The sequence below is a fragment of the Nitrospira sp. BLG_1 genome (genome assembly GCF_047338595.1).
Classification (GTDB): domain Bacteria; phylum Nitrospirota; class Nitrospiria; order Nitrospirales; family Nitrospiraceae; genus Nitrospira_D.
Genome location: NZ_JBLFBO010000047.1, coordinates 1 through 19,252 on the forward strand (window position 1 = coordinate 1; position 19,252 = coordinate 19,252).

Consider the following 19,252-nt stretch of genomic DNA (forward strand, 5'->3'; position numbering starts at 1 on the left):
GATGAAGATCTTCAACCGGTTCTTTGAGATGCTCCGCACGATCGGCCATCTGTGGGCCGACCTTCCGCTACTGATTCGATTGCTCAACGAGTGGAAGCGAGGCAGCTACCGGGGTCTGTCCGTGCGTACCCTCGCATCAGTTGCCGTGGGGATCCTCTATATCCTGAGTCCTGTAGATGCGATACCGGACTTCATTCCGGGAATCGGCCTGATCGATGATGCCGCAATCCTGGCGTTGCTGCTTCATAGTCTCGCACAAGACTTGGCGGCGTTTCGTGAATGGGAGCAGAATCGCAGGAGTTGATGATCCTCATTCCCCACGCCGTTTAGCTTTGGCGGTCGGCGCGTAATTCAAGGGATCCTCTGGCCAATGGTGTTTGGGATATCGGCCTCGTAGCTCTTTTCGCACCTCTTGGTATGCTCGTTTCCAGAAACCACCCAGATCTTGTGTGACTTGCATCGGTCGCTTGGCCGGTGAGAGGAGGTGTAGCATCACGGGAACGCGACCACCGGCAACTCGGGGTGTCTCCTGACAGCCGAACATCTCTTGTAACCGGACTGCGAGTACCGGAGGACCTGACGCGCTGTAGTCCAGGCGGAGACGGGAACCACTCGGTACCGTGATATGGGTCGGAGCCAGCCGATCAAGACGTGCATGTTGTTCGTATGTGAGCATGGCGTGCAAGGGAGTACTCATGTCCATCCTGGTCACGGCGTTGAGGGTGGTCATGCCTGACACAAATGGACCGAGCCATGTCCCCAATGTCTGTAACAGTGTTTCTTCTGAAAGATCAGGCCATTCCGAATCCGACCCTTCGAGCTGTTTCAGCCAGGCAATGCGAGTGAGCCATTGAGTGAGTTCTGGAGTAAAATGGAGTGTCTGCAGTCCTGCTTGACCAATCCCTTGCAGCAGGGCGGTCGTGACGAGCTGCTGCTCAGGATTTGAAATCCCTTCTTCTGTGAGCACAACCGCTCCGAACCGACGGCGACGCAACGCTCGAACCGCCCCGAGCCGTTCGTCCCACACGACTGATTGCTCTTCGACCAGTTGGTCACGGTACAATGATGCAATGTCTTCGGCGGCAACGGGAGCCGCAAGGGTGATCCCTGCCCACTGCGTGGCTCCATCCAGGTCAGCGATGACGAGAAATGGCTCCTTGCTTAAGAGGTCTGGCCGTATGAATCTGGCACCGCGCCCATTGGCGAGTAGGTAGCGAGGTTCATCACCAGACTGTCGTTTCGCGATTCGATCTGGGTAGGCCAGCGCAAGTAGTAGTCCAGCGTTCCGAGACAGGTCAAAATCGTCAGTCTGTTGTAACCGCCCGAAGAGGCCGGCAAGTTGCCGTCTCCAAAGTTCAGCGGTTTGTTTCACTCGATGAACGGCAGCCCGATCCACTGTCAGACCGGAAGTCGAATCATAGTCTCCTCGCAAGGCATCAAGCCTGATCCGCAGATCGACTGTGTGTAGTTCACGTGAACCATGCAGAATTTCGCGTTCACTCAATAGCGCCGCTAATTCACAAGCTTGGCCCGCAAGTCCGCGTGGAACGGATTTGAGCAGCATATGAGCCAGACGAGGGTGTACGGGCAAATCAGTCATGGCCCGGCCATGATTCGTGAGGTGACCATCTGCCGTGAACGCCTCGAGTCTGATCAGGAGATCGTTGGCCTGTGCGATTGCAGCCTCCGGAGGAGGCGTCAGCCATGACAAGTCCATGGGATTCTGAGTGCCCCACTGAGCCAAATCGAGCAACAACGGTGTCAGATCAGCCTCCAGTATTTCCGGCGGACGGTGGGTCGTCAGGGTGGCCTGCTCTCGTTCCGTCCAGAGTCGATAGCATAGGCCTGGTTCCAATCGGCCGGCCCGACCACGGCGTTGTTCGGCTGAATCTTGCGTGACACGAATCGTTTCTAATCGTGTTAAACCTGAACGTGGATCGAAGCGAGGTTGTCGGAGCCGACCAGAGTCGATGACCACCCGCACGCCCTCAATCGTCAAACTTGTTTCTGCGATGGATGTGGCGAGCACGATCTTTCGTGTTCCGAGAGCCGAGGGGCGAATGGCGGCATCCTGCTGCTCCTGCGGCAGGTCACCATGCAGCGGGGCGATGCGTACGGAGGGGCCAAGGTTGGCGTCCTGTAGCATCCGTTCAACTCGGCGGATCTCTGCCATTCCAGGGAGAAAGACCAACAGACTCCCCTGATCCTTTGAGAGTGAGTGTCGGATCAGTTGTGTGATGGCCACATCGAGTCGTCCGGCGAGGGGCTGATCCAAATAACGAGTCTCGACTGGAAACATACGGCCGTGACACGTCATGAACGGCGCCTCATTGAGCAATGTGCCGACTTGGCCACAGTCGAGCGTTGCGGACATGACCAGCAGGCGAAGGTCGGGGCGGAAGAGCCGTTGCGTTTCACGACAGAGAGTCAGTCCCAGGTCGGCCTGGACGCTGCGCTCATGGAATTCATCGAACATGACGATTCCATAGGTCTCAAGCGACGGATCCTGTTGCAGCAGCCTGGTCAGCACCCCCTCGGTCACGACCTCGAGTCTCGTGTTTGGGCCCACCTTGGTGTCAAGCCGCATGCGATAGCCGACGGTTTCTCCAATGCGCTCCTGACGCTGCTTTGCCATGTAGCGAGCGGCAGCTCGTGCCGCAAGTCGCCGAGGCTCAAGCAGTAGTAGTTTTTTCCCGGCGAGCCAGGGGGCGTTCAGCAGTGCCAACGGGATGCAGGTCGTTTTCCCTGATCCTGGCGGGGCGCTGATGAGCGCATTCTGACCCGTCGCCAGTGCTCGATGAATCTCGGGGAGAATTTCTTCTATTGGAAGTCTCGACATGACGTGATACGGTCATCCATTGGCTCGAACAATGTACCAGAACGGAACGAGGCTGAGGAATGGCGAATCTCAACTCGTGTGAGGAACCACTGATGTCGACGTATCGTTGGAGTACGGACAAACCAACCCAACCTGGCTGGTATTGGTTTCGCGGGAAGGCTCATGAAGCGGATGCCTTCATCGTCCTTGTCGATGAGGCCGGACAGTTCCAATGGCCGGATGGAGGATTCCAAGAAGTTTCGCTGACTCGTGGCGAATGGGCCGGTCCCATCCAAGAGCCAGACGAATAGTGTTTCAAGACTGGCTGTAGCTCCTTACCTGTCTCTCCGTCTCTACCCCTCGATGTGTCCGCCACCGTGCTAGGATGGTCGCATGACTTTCGATGGGGGCATTCCTATTACAACGGCGGTTCCACAACGTCTAGATCGATTGCCCTGGTCGCGCTGGCACTGGCGAATCGTCTGGGCGCTTGGAGTGACCTGGTTGCTCGATGGACTGGAAGTATCCATCGTGGCTGCACTCGGCCCGATGTTGACCCACCCGAACACATTACATCTCACACGCTCAGAAGTCGGACTCACGGCCTCTGCGTATTTGACAGGATCGGTCGTTGGAGCACTCCTCTTCTCGTATCTCACGGATCGGCAAGGTCGAAAGAAATGGTTCATGATCACTTTGGCCTTGTATCTGTCGGCGACGGTATTGACGGCGTTATCGTGGGACCTCATGAGCTTCATGGTTTTCAGATTTTTGACCGGTGCCGGCATCGGCGGGGAATATGTTGCAATCAATTCGGCCATCGATGAATTGATTCCCGCCCGAAACCGAGGGCATACCGATCTGGCGATCAACGGGACGTGGTGGCTTGGCTCGGCTGCCGGCGCACTGTTGACCTTGCTGTTACTGGATCCCGCGATCTTTCCTGAATCAGTCGGCTGGCGGCTGTGCTTTGTATTCGGTGCAGTGCTGGGCGTGGCGATCATCATCGTTCGGCGTGTGATTCCTGAAAGCCCACGGTGGCTGATGACGCACGGGCGTGTGCCTGAGGCAGAAGTCATTGTGTCGCAGATTGAACAGCAGGTGGTACGAGATCGAGGAACAGCACTGAGGGAACCTCACGGCACTATGACGGTTCATCCGCGGCCTCATGCCACGATCATGACTGTGGCTCGAGAACTCTTCCAGTCGTATCCTCGACGGACGGCATTGGGTATTGGACTGATGGTGACACAATCGTTCATGTATAACGCGATCTCATTTACCTATCCGCTGCTGCTCACCACATACTATGCAGTGACCAGCAGCGATGTTGGGTTGTACCTCTTGCCGTTCGCGGTCGGCAACTTTCTTGGCCCGCTGTTGTTGGGACGATTGTTTGATACGGTCGGCCGCAAAGTGATGATCAGCTTCACGTATGGAATTGCCGGTGTCCTTTTGTCGGTGACAGGCTATCTATTTTGGCTGAACACATTGACGCTGTCGACGCAGATGCTGCTCTGGTCGTTGATGTTCTTCTTTGCCTCGGCCGGGGCGAGTGCGGCCTATCTGACAGTCAGCGAAATCTTTCCGATGGAAATCCGTGCGATGGCGATCGCCTTTTTCTTCATCGTGGCACAAGGAGCCGGCATTGCAGCACCGTGGATTTATGGAATGATGATTGAAACATCCGCTGCCAGTGTCTTTTACGGTTATCTGCTCGGGGGTGGCATGATGTTGCTCGGGGCGGTGCTCGAGTTGTGGCTTGGTGTGAAAGCAGAGCGGCAACCGCTCGAACATCTCGCGCCGCCACTCTCGGCGAGGACTCCGGGGTCCGTATGAAGGGGTAGGAGACAGACGTCGATATCAGCCGTCTTCTTTCAAAACTTCATCTGAGTATCGATGGTGGAGCTTCACCGGTGGCGTATGGCGTGCACGGATTCGGATGTTGATCATCTCCACCGTGACTGAAAATGCCATCGCAAAGTAGATGTAGCCCTTGGGGACGTGCACGTCGAAGCCCTCAACCATCAAGGTCACTCCGACCAAGATAAGGAACGACAGAGCCAGGATTTTAATCGTCGGATGGGCATCGACGAAATCGCCGATGGGACGAGCAGCGAACATCATGACGAGGACGGCCAGAATGATGGCCGTGGCCATGACCGATACTTCGTTCACCAGTCCAACGGCAGTGATGACGGAGTCCAAAGAGAACACGAGGTCTAAGATGGCGATCTGGAGGAGCATCATGCCCAGCCCGACTGGGACGGATGTGTCGGCTTGTTCGGTCTCTCCTTCCAGACTATTGTGGATCTCATGTGTGGCCTTTGCGAGGAGAAAGAGGCCGCCGACGATCAGAATCATGTCGCGGCCGGAGATCGCCTGATTCAGCAGGGTGAATACCGGCGCCGTCAGGCCCATCACGAGCGAAATCGAGAATAAAAGTCCCAACCGTGCAAACATGGCCAGCCCTAACCCCAGCCGGCGGGCCAAGTCACGCTGGTGTTTGGGGAGCCGAGCGACGAGGACCGAGATGAAAATGATGTTGTCAATGCCAAGCACAATCTCAAGTGCCGCAAGGGTTCCCAATGCGATCCACATTTCAGGATTCGTCAGCCAGCCGAACATCTCATCCTCCGGATCTTGATGGAGCGGTGTGGAAACGAGCACTCGCCGATCGCACTGAGGCTATGACCGATCGAGACCATATCAGATTAGCATAGTTGGTTGTGTCGTCGCTGTCGCGTCTGTTCGCTCCAGGGTGAAGACGTTTGTCACCCACCTGCGTTGAATGTGGAGTCCGGCTTGCCCATCGATATCCACCCGGTCATCGGTCTCTCAGCAACTCACGATGATGTACGAAACGAGAGCAAGATGAGCCGCATTTCGAATAGAATGCAGATCCATGCGGCCCTATGTTCTGTTACCCCAAGACGGAGAGGCACCCTGGCAGGCGCTGTTGACATACACCATCGGTATTCTGAATGAGTTTTGTACATTCAGGACAACGTATGCCATGCACGTTTCGTGACTGGAGCCGTCATGCGTAATTGTGCTATAAGATAGAGCCGTATGTCGTAATTGTACTGACGATATAATGTAGTAGATCCGATAGTCCGTGGTTGGGTGACGAATAGTGCCCGTATCTTGAGTGGGGCCTTTCAGATCTGGTGCCTGGTCTGCCAGGATCCAGATGATGGGTGAGCCAAATGAGATGCCATGTGCATGGAGTTCAATCGAGCGTACTGCAGATGCGAGAGCCAGTGACACACCTCGTTGTAAAACCTAGCGCGAGTCACAATGGATGACCTAGCCGAAAATATCTTGGGACGTTCGGGAAGAGAGGAGTGAGTCATGAATGACATGGTTGGGTCAAGTCTGGCCATTTGTGGGGTGTTCGACAAAATCTCCAAAGTTGCGGCGACTGAGATGCCGGTACTGTTGACCGGTGAAACCGGCACAGGCAAGGAGCTAACTGCGCAGGCCATCCACGCGCGAAGCGTTCGGAAGCAAGGACCCTTTGTGCCGATCAATTGTGCGGCTATTCCGGAGACCTTACTCGAGTCCGAACTCTTCGGCCACGAACGAGGGGCCTTTACGGGAGCGGTCCATCAAAAAAAGGGGAAGCTTGAGGCTGCAGTCGGCGGGACCTTGTTTCTAGACGAAGTCGGTGATCTTCTTCCTTCTTTACAGGTCAAACTGCTCAGATTTCTTCAGGAGGGAACCTTTGAACGAGTCGGAGGGCAGGAGACCCTTCATGTCGATACGCGAGTGATCGCAGCGACCAATGTCGATCTCAAAACAGCGATCGACCATAATCGATTTAGGGAAGACCTTTATTATCGGCTGGGAGTCTTGCATATTCATCTTCCGCCCCTTCGTGAACGAGGGGAAGATGCGTTGCTGATGGCAATGGTGTTTCTTCAGCAAGCTGCAGCGACGACTCACAAGCCGATTCGTGGATTCTCAGCTCAGGCCATCGAGGCCCTGCGTACGCACCCTTGGCCTGGCAATGTACGGGAGCTAAGTAATCGAGTCCGACGGGCCGTGGTCATGTGCGAAGGGGCGGAGATTACTCGTCAGGACCTCGATCTGGGCTGTGAAGATCTTCATGCCACGGATTCCTTGGATTCGCTGCGCGCGGCCCACCAGCGAATTGAGACGGAATTGCTGGTAAAAGCGCTTACGCTCCATCGTGGGAACATGAGTCGGATCGCCCGCGATCTCCAAGTGAGCCGCTCGACTCTTTATCGAAAGCTGAAACAGTATGGACTTGAAAAGATCACCCCGATGCTTACACAACCCTTGGTGTCCACAAAAACGAGGCGCAAGCCCAGTGGGAACTCACATCCGAGTGAGCAGAGTGCTGTGATGATCAATGAATCCCCAGTCGCAGCTTCGTTTGAACCAGCATCTCAAGTTCCCTAGCAGCATCATTCATCGCCCTTCTGCTGCAATCGCCGCTACTCTATTGCACCAAGTCTGAGGCCTGCCGGTTCGCGAATTGTTTCTCCACATCATGCCTCTTCCGGTCCATCACGTCACATGACGGACTTAGCTTCCCTAGCTCTGATTGAAACGAAGTGATCCCTATAGAAAGTCGAGAAAGTGTTTCATGAATGAAACACTCCTGTGAACCCATCAGTACACTATATGTAGAGGGATTAAGATGACGATTTATATCTAGAGTGTTGCTATTCCAGAATTTCCCACAATTGCACGAATGATTTCGTCTGAGAACGTGCAATGAACTGTCTCATAATAGAACACTTCTTCTGATTGGTATGAATGGCTAGCCAGGGGAGAGCGTAGCCTGACACGTCCGTAAATATAAGCAAAACAGCAGTGCCATGCAGCCTCTCCTCAGCCGGGCTCCATCTCGGCTGAGTTCGGAAGTACAAGTCTGAATGAAGTGTGTGTCCCAAAATAATACTCTGTGTGTAAAAACAGTCACTCACTCATGGTTTTAAAATACATATTTTTAAAACTATTAGTAAAAGTAAATATTAGCAATATGGCACTTGATTTGCTTGAGGTGTCGAATGAACTCGTGAGTGATGTCGATGTAGCGGTTTGTGAAAACAGGGGATAACTTAACACGAGGGAGTATCAGGGATTATTTCTGTATGATTCGTCCACGGTTACTGTTCAGCATGCAAAGGAATGAAGGGGCATCCGGTCATTCAACGATAACCGTTCAGCCCAAGGCCGTACGAATGTCGGCTCAATATGCGATGGACGGATTGGTTCCCGGATGGTGGTTCCAGAATTTTAATCCTCTCTGGAAGCCGTTGGTGCATTGGATCAAACGCCAACGGCATATGACGTTGGCGGAGTTCAAACTGATTGCTTCCCACATCCCTGAACTCACTGCGATTGAGAAGACCATCGTGATCTCGGCCTTCATTGCCTACAAGAACATGCAGCCATAATGGAACGGCATTCTATTTGACCTCTACTCAGCTCTCACTCGCCAGCCCTCCAGGTTTGCAACCGTACACCCATACTCAGAGAGGTGAGCCGTTTTATGCATAGGCTTGCTGCCTATTGGTAGCAGCCGTGTACGTGGAGTGCATAGGAGACTCCGGCTCAATGGTTAAATTGCCTCTGTGCATGGGACCTTCAGTTGATGGATCGATCGGAAGGGTATCTACACAACAAGGCGCTCATATTCGCGTAGTGTTCTGGCATTCAGGAAGTCAATCAACGCAACTCGTAGGGTACGACTAAGACGTAACCGCGAATCCAAGGATAACTCCATGAATTCCAACCCGCACTCAGACCCCTGAGTCCAGATGATTCGGCCCATCTCAATCGGTAATGCGCGCAGCTGATCGGGTAACAGGAGGCTCATACGTGCCATGCTGCCCAGTGCTAGCTCACGGTCGGAAACGATCGAACAACCCTGCAAGGAAAGGTTTCGGAGTACTCCTTCGCACACATAGGATTCCCCACCTATAATCAGCGGCGAAGAAAATGGAAACCGCACATATGTCCGTGTATGAGAGTAGCCAGCCATGTGGTGTGAGGGATTGTACCCGATACTCACGCGAGTCTGATATCCCACCTTCGATGGGCTGAGAAGAGAGGCCTGCCGAGGTATCTCTCAATACTGACTCATCACAGGATAGGGGAACAAGGAATCTGCTGCAGCTTAGCGCATCCGGATAGCCGTTCCCGAAGCACCACAGAAATACTGAGAGATCACGCCTCCGGCGGCCGTGACCGTTTCTTGCTCAGGAGGGATGGGGCCATTAAGCATCACGATAGTGCCTTGTGCGTCGATTTGTCCAACCATCCGAACACCCGTGATGGTATAGGATCGGTCGGCTGCGACGAATGTTCCCTCCTGAACGAGACTCCCGTTCGGCTTCAGGAAATACGTTAGGTCGGCAGTCTCTTCGAATGACATCGACGTTGATCCTGGTAGAACCAGTGTTCCTTGTTGCGTAAGCTTCGCGGACCCACTTCCATCATAAATAATAGTTCCATTGAAGTAGAAGTGTGCCGTGGAACCGATGACAACATCCGTGCAGGTCTTGACCGTGCTAAACCGAAACGCCCCTTCAAGGGGAGTGTTGGACTGACCTCGACCGTCCTCAGCCTGTGCTGCTCCCGTCAAGAACAGAATGAGTCCTATCGTTATTGCCCCTCTTCGGCTATTGAGTCCCCACGTCATGAGCCCTCTCTTACACGCTGAACACTGATGAATGCAATACAATTACACGTAAAACTAGTAGTGCTTTTGTATGGGGTGGTGCAAGCCGTATCTACTTCACCTTGAGACGAAGGCAATGTCGGACAGGCTCCTAGCGTGTTGTGGAAAGGGGGATTTGCCCGCTTGTGCATGCCAATGATGAGGGGATCTCGAGCTGACCGGACGGGCGGAATCCCCAGGTAGTCGCGAGCGCTTGGCAGGTCAGGTTCTCATAGACTTCGTTCGTACGGTCAACGCAATGTGGGTAATAGGCGCTGCCTCGGAAGACCGTTTCTCGGCTCACCAGGGCGAGCCCTCGCACGGTGACGCTGATATTGAACCGTGGGCCGCAATGCGACTCGATCAACGCTCCTGTCTTCAGTTCATCTCGTTCAAGTAGGAGCACAAATTCTGCCTGTTGTTCTGTTGCGAGTGAGAGTACGGCCTCACGATCCAATGCAGAATCGCCAATTTGTGGATGGCTTAGGATGTAGGAGTAATGATGAGAACGAAGCCACTCTTCAGTCACATTGAGCAACGTACGCTCACCCCAGATGAGAATGCGCTGCTGCTCAGTGGGCAAGAGCGTGTGAAAGCCATTGGTGATGGGGAAGCGGATGGCAGCAGGCGGATGCTTGGAAGCGCACCCTTCTCCGAGAAGTATGACGGAAAGAAGACCAGCGAGCGAGAGAGCTACTATGATGCCATTTCGTCGCTTCACTAAGGATACATTCCTGATACTGCTCTCCTCCACCGTATTATGGCTGAAGAGGATCACTCGATGGACGAGAAGGGGCATCCACACTCATAAGCTTAATGGTGGTGATTCGTGGATAGGAGGAGGTCTCGGGATGAGTTTGTACCGACAACGCTCCTGAAGTTAATACTCATTTACCAACCATCTCTGCTGAGCCGCCATCGAGATAGATTCTTCCCATCACGTAATAGCCTGGTGGATAGGTTGGTGTCACAGCTGGATGAACAGGCTCCTCATACTGAAGAATCCCTTCGGCATGGACGTGTGAGAGCGGGACGGCGTGCCACTGATACCCAATCACAGAACTCACCAGACTGCTGACGCCAGCAATTAGTAGACACTTTGCAGTGGTCATGGCATTCCCCCGAGACAGTTCGAGTCCGATCTGCATCGAAAGGATACACTCAGGAACAGGTCAGGCCAAAACAGTTTCAACGAACTGCTCTCCCAGGTGATTCTTCATTCGTCGGGACGTAGGCCGTCCGCCTCATTTCCGAATTCTTCGTTGTGACTGTGGCTCGATGACTTTATTGACTTGCCCAGGGTTGGATGGGCACGGTGGAGATAGCATTTTGTGGTGAACCCTCAATGACGCGGTCACTATAGGCCAGATAGATATAGGTCTGCCGTTTTTTGTCGAAAAACCGAACTACTTGCAGTTTCTTGAAAACAAGCGAGCGACTCTCGCTAAAGACTCGTTCTCCTTCTTTCAACTCACTCGTCTGGTGAATGGGACCGACCTGACGACAGGACAATGCAGCATCGGAGGTTTCCTCCGCCAAACCAACCATCCCTTTTAAGCCGCCTTTTTTGGATCGACTCAAATAGCAAGTAATCCCTTCAATCTTGGGATCATCAAAGGCTTCAATCACGATTTTGTGATCAGGTCCCAACATTTTGAACTTCGTGTCGACACTCCCTACTTCCTCCGCATAAGCGGCCGAAACGAGCGTGATGGAACAAAACAACATGATCATAACGCTGTTGGTATTCATCGATGCCTTCTCCTGCCGTGGCTAAGTGTTATCTCCGCCGGGAGATGTGTGTTTGCAGAACCGATCCCTCAAGTTTCATCGCATGATCTCTGCCCAGCTAGTCACAGTCTTTAAACTGTGACTGCTGACAACGCTGCGCGAGGTCCCGTGCTTGCTCAATCTGTGCAGCCGTCATCTGTGTCGTCAGATGGTCTCGACGCTGTAGGGCCACCTTTCCCTCATTGCCGCTCAGCATGGTGGCAGCGATCGTGTACCACATCAGCGCACGAACCACGTCTTTCCTGACGCCTCGACCGCGTTCATAGATCAGACCTAGATTGTTCTGTGGGCCTGCGTAACCCTGCGCCGCCGCCTTGCGAAACCATGTCAGTGCCGTGAAGTGATCCTGCCGGACACCTCGTCCCTTTTCATGCATCAGGCCAAGGTAGAACTGGGCTGATGCGACGCCTTGCTCTGCCAGAGGACTAAAGAGACGAGCAGCTTGAGTATAGTCGCCACGATCATACGCCAATTCCGCATCCTCAAGGGACTGTGCGGCCAACGCCGACGCTGGCCACATACCTGATACGTAGGTCAGAAACAATAACAGGGGCAACACATAACGCCGCATCAACACCATCCTTTCACCCGAACCAAGCTCTCAAGGAGTCTTCTTCCCACGGTCCATAGAGGAAGAGAATACTCCACATTTTACTGTGCCGGATCCATGTCGGTCTATGGATTTAAAGGGAGAACTGCAACAGCTTCAGATGTCCGCAGGGGAAATTGAACGGGTCGATCCACGATCGTTCTCAGAGTGAGAGAGCACCTCAATGGGTAAGGGTTTCTGGACATTCTCTTTACACTATTCATAGATTCGTTCACCGCGCGTGAGCCAGGCACCCCATAACCTCGAGTACGCATGGACGGCTTCTGTTGTATCGCCAGCTGGAGTCACAACCGGGTGTCCTGTATTCACCCATTCAAAGATTCCGCCATAGACATTCACCACATTCGTATAGCCTTGCCGGCGTAGGTATTCAGTAATGCGCTCACTACGATACCCCACTGAACAATAGACGGCTATCGGGGCATGGTTTGCCAGACCGGTCAGCCGATCTAACGAGAAGTCTTCATGCCCTACCCAGACAGCCCCGGGAATATGGCTCACGTCGAATTCGTGGGAAGAGCGTGCATCAAGCAGATGAAACTCACCGGAGTCGATCTGATCGACTGAAACTGCCGGTACGTTGTGCGAGAGCAGGGTAGACAGCACCAAATCATAGGCCCTGTCACTCACATGTCTGGGTGCCTGGAGGTTGTGTCTCCATAGAAGAAGGAAGCATCCGAGCAGAAGCAGTCCGATGATCAGTGGATAGCGCATCGGTATCCGATAACAAAACCGATCATATGAACTGAGACCGTTCGACGAACACTCTCGCTGCCCCCTGAGAACGTAGGATCAACTCCATCCCAAGGCACTGGGTCATTATCCACCAGCGAGGACCGGGCGAAACCCTGCCTCGACGAGAATGCGGGCAACGGCCTCACGCTGATCGCCTTGAATCTCGATTCGACCGTCCTTGACTGTTCCACCAGCGCCGCAGACTTTCTGTATCTGTTTCGCGAGCGCTTCCTTCTCCGCCTGCCCAATCCTGACAAACCCTGTGATTACCGTGACGGTCTTTCCCCCGCGATGCGCCGTCTGCCGAAGGATATCGACACGTCCACGATGCTTCTTGGGCACGGTGGGCGTGGCAACATGGTGATCAGGAGTTCCATGCGTGAGGGAACCCATCGGCAGTTGTGCTTGTTTCAGTGTAGCGAATGGGCTAGTCCATTTGACTGACCCACCATCAGTAGGAAGGCGCTTCTTCTCTTTCATGTGGTCATTGCTCCGGGACATCCCTGCAGAGTGCGCAAAAAGGTCTTCGTGCTCACCCGCTCACCCCTGCGCGCCGAGACGCATACCTCACCGTTCAAGGCCGCAGCGAGCGAAGCGGCGAATTGTACTCTGCCCTGTACGTTGAGCCTCTGAGCGATGCGAGAACGCTGCTGGCGGCCTTTCCCCGCATCCTGCTAGAAGGGTTTGGGCCTGTACCCATGATCGTGGCCGGACTCCTCCTCATGTCGACTTCTCTCTCGTAGCTCCCGTTCCGTCTCCACACGATGCCGCTCTGCCGTAATCATTCGGTTGAGCTCAGCAAGGTGTTGCTCGGCAAAGGATGAGACCGCTCGTCGCTCATCTGTGAGCCAGTGCGTCAGCGACTCCTTCTTGACTCGCCAGGCTTCCGCCAGGGCGAATTCACCGGAGACCAAGGCCATGTTCGGGCTATTGATGATGGTCCGAACCTCACCCATGATGCGATCGTCATCAGAAAAGCGTGAGACAATCTCTTTCACGACACTGTCGGTAGATGTCGAACCAAGATAGTTCTGGAGCAGCGCCAGAGAGAAATCTGCTTCCTTGTCGCCACCGGCCTTCACCAACTCGCCGAGCGCAGCTGCGAAGTTAGGTGTACAGGTAGGAAACGCCCTACTAAGCAGACTCCCTCCTCGAAATCGGAATTCTGTAGGGTCTTGAGCGAACCATGCCAGACCCTTGCTGACGGCAAGTGTGGGATCTTTCGCCAGCACCGCTTCCAGTCCTTGGAACTCACATGGGATCAGCTCGCCCTGTGCATCGTCGTTCGTATCAGCCCCCTTGGCGAGTCGAGCCGCCACGACCTCATGCAATCGCTGCCGTTCCGTCTCTCTGATGCGAACAAATGCCAGCCCGGCGCGGTCCTCATCCGCCCACTGCACATCGGCCCCATCAATCATCAGGGCCCACTCGAAGCCGGGGACTGCGATCCGCAGTGCTACCGAAAGACCAGGCAACATGAGGAGTGGGCTTTCCAGTCGGCACCCGTTTTGTGACAGATCAAGCAGAACGCTAGTCCCTTCCGCCTCTACAGAGTCAGACACCATGGTACGAAATTGCACCGCAACTCGGGGCTCAGTCCGCTGTTCGTCGACCTTCAGATCCATAACTGATCGATGCTCCGTTCTTCCATCACTGGGACTCCTTACGTTCCCTCACCATGAATCATGAGGGGAGGGACTTGTGCGTATTCTCTCAATGAAGACTCACTGTGCATAGTGCCTTCAAGAGCGCATTATCCCGCGTAGCGGTGTCACCCGGCAACAGCCCTTCGAGATACTGTCGTGGTTAATGCACTTGGAGTGAGCACTCAGGTGGCTAACCATGTAAGTGGTTGGAGGGCGTAACCTCTGCAGGAGGTAGTGTTTCATTCAACTTATAGTTTAGGTTTCTTACGTGTACCTGTGGAACGAGAACGCGTAGGCAGGGCAATCACAATCCAACGAGAACCTTTACGGTGGAGAACAGCGAGGGGGACCCCGGGTGTACCCGTCTCCGTGGCTAAAGCGACAGGCCGACGGCCCCTCTTTCCGCTTGTACCGATCGGTGTTACGACCACCTCCACGCCTTCCTCAATTTGGCTGTTCTGGGTGGCCTCCTCCAGACCTGTACCGACAGAAGTGGATGGCATCGGTTTCGTCTCAGCTTCCACATAGCGCACGGATACCTGGCAACGACTCTTGGTACTCGGCAAGGTGAACTCAATCGGTGTGAGGACGCAAATCTCTCTTCCGATCGCATCAATGGCCATGCCAGGACTCAGAGAGATGTGGGAGCCGGGAGTATGAACGGATACTGATAATCCTGAAATCACCCCGTACCCATGCACGTGCAGGTTGCGAAATCGCTGTGTATCTTGAAGGTAATTCTGCTCGGCCAGGAAATCATCTGCGCTTAACAGCCGACCAGAGAAATAGTGTGTCCTCGAGAAATTCATCCGTCGAATGATCATGCATCACCTCCGGCTGTGAGCAAATGAGTCTAGCCAAATTGAGATAAGGATATCTCTGCTCATATATAAAGAAACACTTTAAGTACAAGCTAGGTAATGCCTATCCATGAGCGGCGCGCGTTCAGGGTAGGTGAAGGGCGGTCTCTTTCACGACTTGAAACATAATGAATTCAGACGGCCTGATCGGTGCGATTCCAATGAGGCATACCAATCGACCCTGCTCGAGATCCTGTTGGGTCATCGTTGTCTGATCGCATTTTACGAAGAAAGCTTCATCCGGCTTGATGCCCAACAGGGCGCCATGTTTCCACTGCTCATGAAGAAACTGTTCGACCACCTGTCGGACCTTCGTCCACAGAGGCTCTTCGTTCGGCTCAAGGGCAACCCACGTGAGGCCCTCTCTGATGCTTGATTCAAGAAAGAGGGCAAAGCGTCTGACGTTGATATATTTCCATTCACTGCCGAGCTCATCCCGACCATCTAAGGTACGTGCACCCCAGACAACAATACGGTCCAGGACTGGCCGGAGACAATTAATGCCTTGGCTGCTCAGGGAGGCGACGTCATCCTCCGACATCATAAATGGTAATCTGGAGACGCCGGCGACGGTGGCGTCTGTACCAGCAGGGGCCTTCCAGACACCGAGGGTTTCATCTGTTCTTGCAATAACTCCTGCCACTGCCCCTGATGGACCAATCAGACGCAGGGCTCCGGTTGTCACAGGATCATCGACATACATGCGAGGGACATAGAGCATCGCATTGGCCGCAGTCCTCCCCAATGTTTCCTGGGACGGTATAAGCTGATTGACGAACCCATGCACCAGCGTTGAAGAAGACGGTTCCCATTCAGCAGGCGGATCGATCAGCAACATGGCTCGCCTCTCCTGGCAGTAGGCCAAGGCTTTCCGGAACGTCGCGAGAGGGACATCCGCTCCAGGAGTGACTGGCGTGAGGCAAAGGAGATTGAACCGTTCTGCTCGTTCAAGTGCATAGAGCCCGGTCTTTCGAGCGCGTGATCCAGGAAGGCCGGTCGTTCTCCTATGAGGGGAGGGGGCTCGAACACGGACAACGAGCGCCTGCTTGCCTCCATTGTCGAAGAACGCGCGTACGCTGCACCACAAGTCAGGTGCAGAGGTGAACGAGCCGAAGTGTGATTCGAACTCGGTTAAAATCGTGATTGAGAGCGGTGAGTGGAGTGGCCCTGCTTGCGCAACTCCAACAAATGCTGTGACGGAAGTAGGAACTCCTGTAATTGGGTGGGGACCTTGAGAAGCTTCCTTAATGAACAAGCCTGGATGGGTCAAATCGCCTGGCATCGGAGTGCCTGATGATGGTGAACGAGCCAGGGGTATTCTACTGTTTCAGGCCAGGCTGGTCTATGGTGGTGACGGAAGGGACTATGGCGATAGGAACTTGATGCGTTGGTCACAGGTTGACAGTGGACTGATGGGTTGCATAGCATGCTAGCCATTCATTCGGAGAGAGTGATGCGTCAGATACTTGTGCTGCTCGCGGTGGTGACATGCGCATCGATCACGGTCTTTGCGATGGAGTCTCACAATGCTGCGGTAGCCGGCAAGTCTCGAATCAGCGCCTGTGCTCTTCTGACAGAAGATCTGGTCACAAAGTTCGATACCACTCCGCCCCATCTGCGCCAGTCCGGGGTGCTCAAGCAGTTTAAACCCACAGAGGAACCGGTGGGACCGAACGGTTCGTATTGCGACGATGGTCAGATCGGCCTGCAGGTCAATCCCTTCTCAATGGCCGACGAACTGCGCAAGTCTCCGGGGAAGGATTGGCAGCCGGTGTCTGGCGTCGGCGATACTGCGTTCTTCCACAACAACAGGGACCAGTATGCGGAGCTGATGGTCTGGACTGGTCCACATCATTTCACCATTCAACTCAGTGTGCCGGTCGGCGGAACAGCTGACTCGATCAAGTCCAACGTCATCGGACTGGCCAACGGAATCATCCCAAAACTCCGTGGACAGTGACCACTTGCCTTGCTACGCGAGTCCTTAGAAGGGAGCACCCACCTCAAAGGCTCCGGTCAAGGATCATCGGCCAACGCGTCGCCAAAAACCGTTGCAAGACCTGAGGTGGCTGCGTATCTCGGGTGTTAGGCGGTAGAACTGATCCAATCAGTAGTTTCTATGCAAACCATCCGACTGTAGGCGATCACTGTCAAGCGTCTTCCAGTCGAGGTATGGACTTATTCCTCCAGGTCCTTGCGTTTGAGTAAGTCGGCGAGACGGGCAAAGGGCGTGAAGGTTGACGGTCGTTCAGTTTCAGGACTTCGCGCGGATTCACTCGGTTGGTCGGCCACCAGATACCGCTGGTGCTCATTGTCATGACAATAGAGACACAGCAGCTCCCAGTTACTCCCGTCGGGTGGATTGTTGTGATGGTTGTGATCTTTGTGGTGAACCGTGAGCTGGTTCAGCTTCTTACCGTCAAAGTCTCGTCCGCAATGTGCACAGACCCAGGGTAAGAGTTTCAGCGCGAGGGCTCGATAGGTCTGCTCGCGGTGATGCGGGATACTCCGTGCCATGAGAGCCTCCGTTCGATCGGTGACTCCGCACGTCATTATTCTACAACAGACTTTATACGAAAACACGCTAGGCGTGGATTGGGACTGGATATCGTTTCTTCGACAAGCTCGGTTCGACTGTCCTCACCATGGACAGGATGGACCCTTCGATCGTGCTCTGAGCAAAACGCCATGCGCAGAGGTTTCTCAACATCAAATGCGGGATTGAAGGCTTGGCCCTCATTATCCACCTCGGAGTTCAGTCCGTTGTTCCTCTCCCTTTGGATTCAGGACTGATCGACGCTCCTCTTTTTCATCAAGGAGAGCCAACACTCCTGCAGCTTGACTTGGTCACATTTTCGAGTCTACGCTGCGCCACGTTTCGCCGTTGTCTGCATAGCTAGAGAGAAGGGTGGGGGGCCTAGGGTACTCGGTTGCATAACTTTTCTATGGGTCATCAATGGTAAAGACCTCACGGTAATCAGAGATTCGATATGATGAACCTATTTCTTGTGACGATTGTCCTTCTCCTGGTTCTCCTGCTGATCGGAGTCGTGCTGTATGTGCGCGCCCCCCGTAAATATCAGTCTGCCGATTCTGTCGCCGATTCCTATGATGACTGGACGAATGACGGCATTCTCGAGTTCTACTGGGGCGAACATATCCATATGGGACACTACGGCTCTCCACCCCGCAAAAAGGATTTTCTCCAAGCCAAGTCAGACTTTGTGCATGAAATGGTGCGTTGGGGTGGGTTAGGCAAGCTGCCTTTCGGTACGACGGTGTTAGATGTGGGCTGCGGCATCGGCGGCAGCAGTCGCATGCTGGCGCGGGAGTATGGTTTTGCGGTGACCGGAGTCACGCTCAGCCCTCAGCAAGTCAGACGGGCTCAAGAACTGACCGCCCCGGAGGTGAATGCCCGCTTTCAGGTCGATGATGCGCTGGCCCTGTCGTTCCCCGATGCCAGTTTTGATGTGGTCTGGTCGGTCGAGGCAGGACCGCACATGCCGGATAAAGCGCAGTTTGCTCGAGAGCTCATGCGCGTGCTGAAGCCGGGTGGAATTCTCGTTGTGGCCGATTGGAATCAGCGGGACGATCGCCAGGTTCCACTCAACTGGTGGGAAAAGCCGGTGATGCGGCAGCTGTTGGATCAATGGGCTCATCCGGCCTTTTCGAGTATTGAAGAGTTTTCAGAACTACTAGAGGCAACCGGACTAGTGGCGGGTAACGTCACCACAGCGGATTGGACTGTCGAAACCTTACCCTCGTGGCTCGATTCGATCTGGCAGGGCGTGATCCGTCCGGCAGGGCTTGTTCGGTTCGGCATGAGCGGGTTCATGAAATCACTGCGAGAAGTGCCCACGATCCTATTAATGCGTCTGGCGTTTGGGACAGGGCTCTGTCGTTTTGGCATGTTTCGAGCCGTGCATGCCACTGTCCCGACGAGTGCGCGGTTGTCTGCGCAGACGGATGACAGGCTGGTACGGTCATGAGTATGGAGACGCTGTGAAGTGGGATTTATGAGCTTCTACGACATCGACCTGGTCACGATCGACGGTACGCCGCAGAAGATGGAGGTTTACCGCGGCAAGACGCTGC

Annotated in this window: 21 protein-coding genes; 7 read left to right on the forward strand and 14 right to left on the reverse strand. The window is 54.2% G+C overall.

The genetic code is table 11. The features are described 5' to 3' along the window. The coding region (locus ACMTNU_RS17930; protein ID WP_413936668.1) for a YkvA family protein at positions 1-304 on the forward strand (304 nt) is incomplete at its 5' end. Between the two features lie 6 nt (positions 305-310). On the opposite strand, the gene hrpB is transcribed toward ACMTNU_RS17930, so the two are convergent. Continuing rightward, positions 311-2,839, reverse strand: coding sequence for an ATP-dependent helicase HrpB (gene hrpB / locus ACMTNU_RS17935; RefSeq protein ID WP_413936669.1), 2,529 nt, complete (start codon positions 2,837-2,839; stop codon positions 311-313). Between the two features lie 92 nt (positions 2,840-2,931). On the opposite strand from hrpB, the gene ACMTNU_RS17940 reads away from it, so the two are divergent. Together ACMTNU_RS17940 and ACMTNU_RS17945 are read left to right on the forward strand one after the other, a co-directional pair. Further along, a complete protein-coding gene (locus ACMTNU_RS17940; protein WP_413936670.1) occupies positions 2,932-3,129 on the forward strand; it encodes a hypothetical protein in 198 nt (65 codons plus the stop codon). Between the two features lie 82 nt (positions 3,130-3,211). Beyond that, complete coding sequence (locus ACMTNU_RS17945; RefSeq protein ID WP_413936671.1) at positions 3,212-4,657, forward strand: MFS transporter; 1,446 nt, start codon at positions 3,212-3,214, stop codon at positions 4,655-4,657. Between the two features lie 24 nt (positions 4,658-4,681). Here the strand turns inward: ACMTNU_RS17945 and ACMTNU_RS17950 are convergent, their stop codons facing one another. Next, positions 4,682-5,446 carry a TerC family protein gene (locus ACMTNU_RS17950; protein ID WP_413936687.1) on the reverse strand — a complete coding sequence of 255 codons (765 nt, stop codon included), beginning with the start codon at positions 5,444-5,446 and terminating at the stop codon, positions 4,682-4,684. 726 nt (positions 5,447-6,172) lie between these two features. Here ACMTNU_RS17950 and ACMTNU_RS17955 point away from each other — a divergent pair. Beyond that, on the forward strand, positions 6,173-7,246 hold the full coding sequence (locus tag ACMTNU_RS17955) for a sigma-54 interaction domain-containing protein (RefSeq protein WP_413936672.1): 1,074 nt from the start codon (positions 6,173-6,175) through the stop codon (positions 7,244-7,246). A 698-nt stretch (positions 7,247-7,944) separates the two neighbouring features. Further along, positions 7,945-8,250 (forward strand): hypothetical protein, encoded by a 306-nt coding sequence (locus ACMTNU_RS17960; RefSeq protein ID WP_413936673.1) that lies wholly within the window; start codon positions 7,945-7,947, stop codon positions 8,248-8,250. Between the two features lie 218 nt (positions 8,251-8,468). Here the strand turns inward: ACMTNU_RS17960 and ACMTNU_RS17965 are convergent, their stop codons facing one another. The 11 genes from ACMTNU_RS17965 to ACMTNU_RS18015 all read right to left on the reverse strand — a co-directional run bounded on the left by ACMTNU_RS17965 (position 8,469) and on the right by ACMTNU_RS18015 (position 16,439). Beyond that, on the reverse strand, positions 8,469-8,837 hold the full coding sequence (locus ACMTNU_RS17965; RefSeq protein WP_413936688.1) for a PilZ domain-containing protein: 369 nt from the start codon (positions 8,835-8,837) through the stop codon (positions 8,469-8,471). Positions 8,838-8,972: 135 nt separating this feature from the next. Beyond that, positions 8,973-9,497, reverse strand: a complete 525-nt coding sequence (locus ACMTNU_RS17970) for a hypothetical protein (protein ID WP_413936674.1) — start codon at positions 9,495-9,497, stop codon at positions 8,973-8,975. Positions 9,498-9,627: 130 nt separating this feature from the next. After that, positions 9,628-10,314, reverse strand: coding sequence for a hypothetical protein (locus tag ACMTNU_RS17975; RefSeq protein ID WP_413936675.1), 687 nt, complete (start codon positions 10,312-10,314; stop codon positions 9,628-9,630). An 88-nt stretch (positions 10,315-10,402) separates the two neighbouring features. After that, complete coding sequence (locus ACMTNU_RS17980) at positions 10,403-10,627, reverse strand: hypothetical protein (protein WP_413936676.1); 225 nt, start codon at positions 10,625-10,627, stop codon at positions 10,403-10,405. A 172-nt stretch (positions 10,628-10,799) separates the two neighbouring features. Beyond that, positions 10,800-11,267 (reverse strand): CreA family protein, encoded by a 468-nt coding sequence (locus tag ACMTNU_RS17985; RefSeq protein WP_413936677.1) that lies wholly within the window; start codon positions 11,265-11,267, stop codon positions 10,800-10,802. Between the two features lie 97 nt (positions 11,268-11,364). After that, positions 11,365-11,877: a tetratricopeptide repeat protein gene (locus tag ACMTNU_RS17990; RefSeq protein ID WP_413936678.1), complete on the reverse strand. Its 513-nt coding sequence runs from the start codon at positions 11,875-11,877 to the stop codon at positions 11,365-11,367. A gap of 234 nt (positions 11,878-12,111) precedes the next feature. After that, positions 12,112-12,546 carry a rhodanese-like domain-containing protein gene (locus ACMTNU_RS17995; protein ID WP_413936679.1) on the reverse strand — a complete coding sequence of 145 codons (435 nt, stop codon included), beginning with the start codon at positions 12,544-12,546 and terminating at the stop codon, positions 12,112-12,114. Positions 12,547-12,735: 189 nt separating this feature from the next. Beyond that, positions 12,736-13,131 carry a translation initiation factor gene (locus ACMTNU_RS18000; RefSeq protein ID WP_413936680.1) on the reverse strand — a complete coding sequence of 132 codons (396 nt, stop codon included), beginning with the start codon at positions 13,129-13,131 and terminating at the stop codon, positions 12,736-12,738. Between the two features lie 194 nt (positions 13,132-13,325). Continuing rightward, positions 13,326-14,276: a PilZ domain-containing protein gene (locus ACMTNU_RS18005; RefSeq protein WP_413936681.1), complete on the reverse strand. Its 951-nt coding sequence runs from the start codon at positions 14,274-14,276 to the stop codon at positions 13,326-13,328. Positions 14,277-14,545: 269 nt separating this feature from the next. Then, a complete protein-coding gene (locus tag ACMTNU_RS18010; protein WP_413936682.1) occupies positions 14,546-15,121 on the reverse strand; it encodes a hypothetical protein in 576 nt (191 codons plus the stop codon). Between the two features lie 121 nt (positions 15,122-15,242). Then, a complete protein-coding gene (locus ACMTNU_RS18015) occupies positions 15,243-16,439 on the reverse strand; it encodes a phage tail sheath family protein (protein WP_413936683.1) in 1,197 nt (398 codons plus the stop codon). Positions 16,440-16,610: 171 nt separating this feature from the next. On the opposite strand from ACMTNU_RS18015, the gene ACMTNU_RS18020 reads away from it, so the two are divergent. Then, on the forward strand, positions 16,611-17,117 hold the full coding sequence (locus tag ACMTNU_RS18020) for a hypothetical protein (RefSeq protein WP_413936684.1): 507 nt from the start codon (positions 16,611-16,613) through the stop codon (positions 17,115-17,117). A 218-nt stretch (positions 17,118-17,335) separates the two neighbouring features. Here the strand turns inward: ACMTNU_RS18020 and ACMTNU_RS18025 are convergent, their stop codons facing one another. Then, entirely contained in the window at positions 17,336-17,710 is a 375-nt protein-coding gene (locus ACMTNU_RS18025) for a YajD family HNH nuclease (protein WP_413936685.1), read from the reverse strand. A gap of 437 nt (positions 17,711-18,147) precedes the next feature. Between ACMTNU_RS18025 and ACMTNU_RS18030 the strand changes: the two genes are divergently transcribed. Next, positions 18,148-19,146: a methyltransferase domain-containing protein gene (locus tag ACMTNU_RS18030; RefSeq protein ID WP_413936686.1), complete on the forward strand. Its 999-nt coding sequence runs from the start codon at positions 18,148-18,150 to the stop codon at positions 19,144-19,146. The last annotated feature ends 106 nt before the right edge of the window (positions 19,147-19,252 follow it).

Bases quoted from the DNA above. Each gene is read 5' to 3' on its own strand.
- hrpB (WP_413936669.1), bottom strand. From the start codon at position 2,839: ATGTCGAGACTTCCAATAGAAGAAATTCTCCCCGAGATTCATCGAGCA.
- ACMTNU_RS17940 (WP_413936670.1), top strand. From the start codon at position 2,932: ATGTCGACGTATCGTTGGAGTACGGACAAACCAACCCAACCTGGCTGG.
- ACMTNU_RS17945 (WP_413936671.1), top strand. From the start codon at position 3,212: ATGACTTTCGATGGGGGCATTCCTATTACAACGGCGGTTCCACAACGT.
- ACMTNU_RS17950 (WP_413936687.1), bottom strand. From the start codon at position 5,446: ATGTTCGGCTGGCTGACGAATCCTGAAATGTGGATCGCATTGGGAACC.
- ACMTNU_RS17955 (WP_413936672.1), top strand. From the start codon at position 6,173: ATGAATGACATGGTTGGGTCAAGTCTGGCCATTTGTGGGGTGTTCGAC.
- ACMTNU_RS17960 (WP_413936673.1), top strand. From the start codon at position 7,945: ATGATTCGTCCACGGTTACTGTTCAGCATGCAAAGGAATGAAGGGGCA.
- ACMTNU_RS17965 (WP_413936688.1), bottom strand. From the start codon at position 8,837: ATGGCTGGCTACTCTCATACACGGACATATGTGCGGTTTCCATTTTCT.
- ACMTNU_RS17970 (WP_413936674.1), bottom strand. From the start codon at position 9,497: ATGACGTGGGGACTCAATAGCCGAAGAGGGGCAATAACGATAGGACTC.
- ACMTNU_RS17975 (WP_413936675.1), bottom strand. From the start codon at position 10,314: ATGCCCCTTCTCGTCCATCGAGTGATCCTCTTCAGCCATAATACGGTG.
- ACMTNU_RS17980 (WP_413936676.1), bottom strand. From the start codon at position 10,627: ATGACCACTGCAAAGTGTCTACTAATTGCTGGCGTCAGCAGTCTGGTG.
- ACMTNU_RS17985 (WP_413936677.1), bottom strand. From the start codon at position 11,267: ATGAATACCAACAGCGTTATGATCATGTTGTTTTGTTCCATCACGCTC.
- ACMTNU_RS17990 (WP_413936678.1), bottom strand. From the start codon at position 11,877: ATGCGGCGTTATGTGTTGCCCCTGTTATTGTTTCTGACCTACGTATCA.
- ACMTNU_RS18000 (WP_413936680.1), bottom strand. From the start codon at position 13,131: ATGAAAGAGAAGAAGCGCCTTCCTACTGATGGTGGGTCAGTCAAATGG.
- ACMTNU_RS18005 (WP_413936681.1), bottom strand. From the start codon at position 14,276: ATGGATCTGAAGGTCGACGAACAGCGGACTGAGCCCCGAGTTGCGGTG.
- ACMTNU_RS18010 (WP_413936682.1), bottom strand. From the start codon at position 15,121: ATGATCATTCGACGGATGAATTTCTCGAGGACACACTATTTCTCTGGT.
- ACMTNU_RS18015 (WP_413936683.1), bottom strand. From the start codon at position 16,439: ATGCCAGGCGATTTGACCCATCCAGGCTTGTTCATTAAGGAAGCTTCT.
- ACMTNU_RS18020 (WP_413936684.1), top strand. From the start codon at position 16,611: ATGCGTCAGATACTTGTGCTGCTCGCGGTGGTGACATGCGCATCGATC.
- ACMTNU_RS18025 (WP_413936685.1), bottom strand. From the start codon at position 17,710: ATGACGTGCGGAGTCACCGATCGAACGGAGGCTCTCATGGCACGGAGT.
- ACMTNU_RS18030 (WP_413936686.1), top strand. From the start codon at position 18,148: ATGATGAACCTATTTCTTGTGACGATTGTCCTTCTCCTGGTTCTCCTG.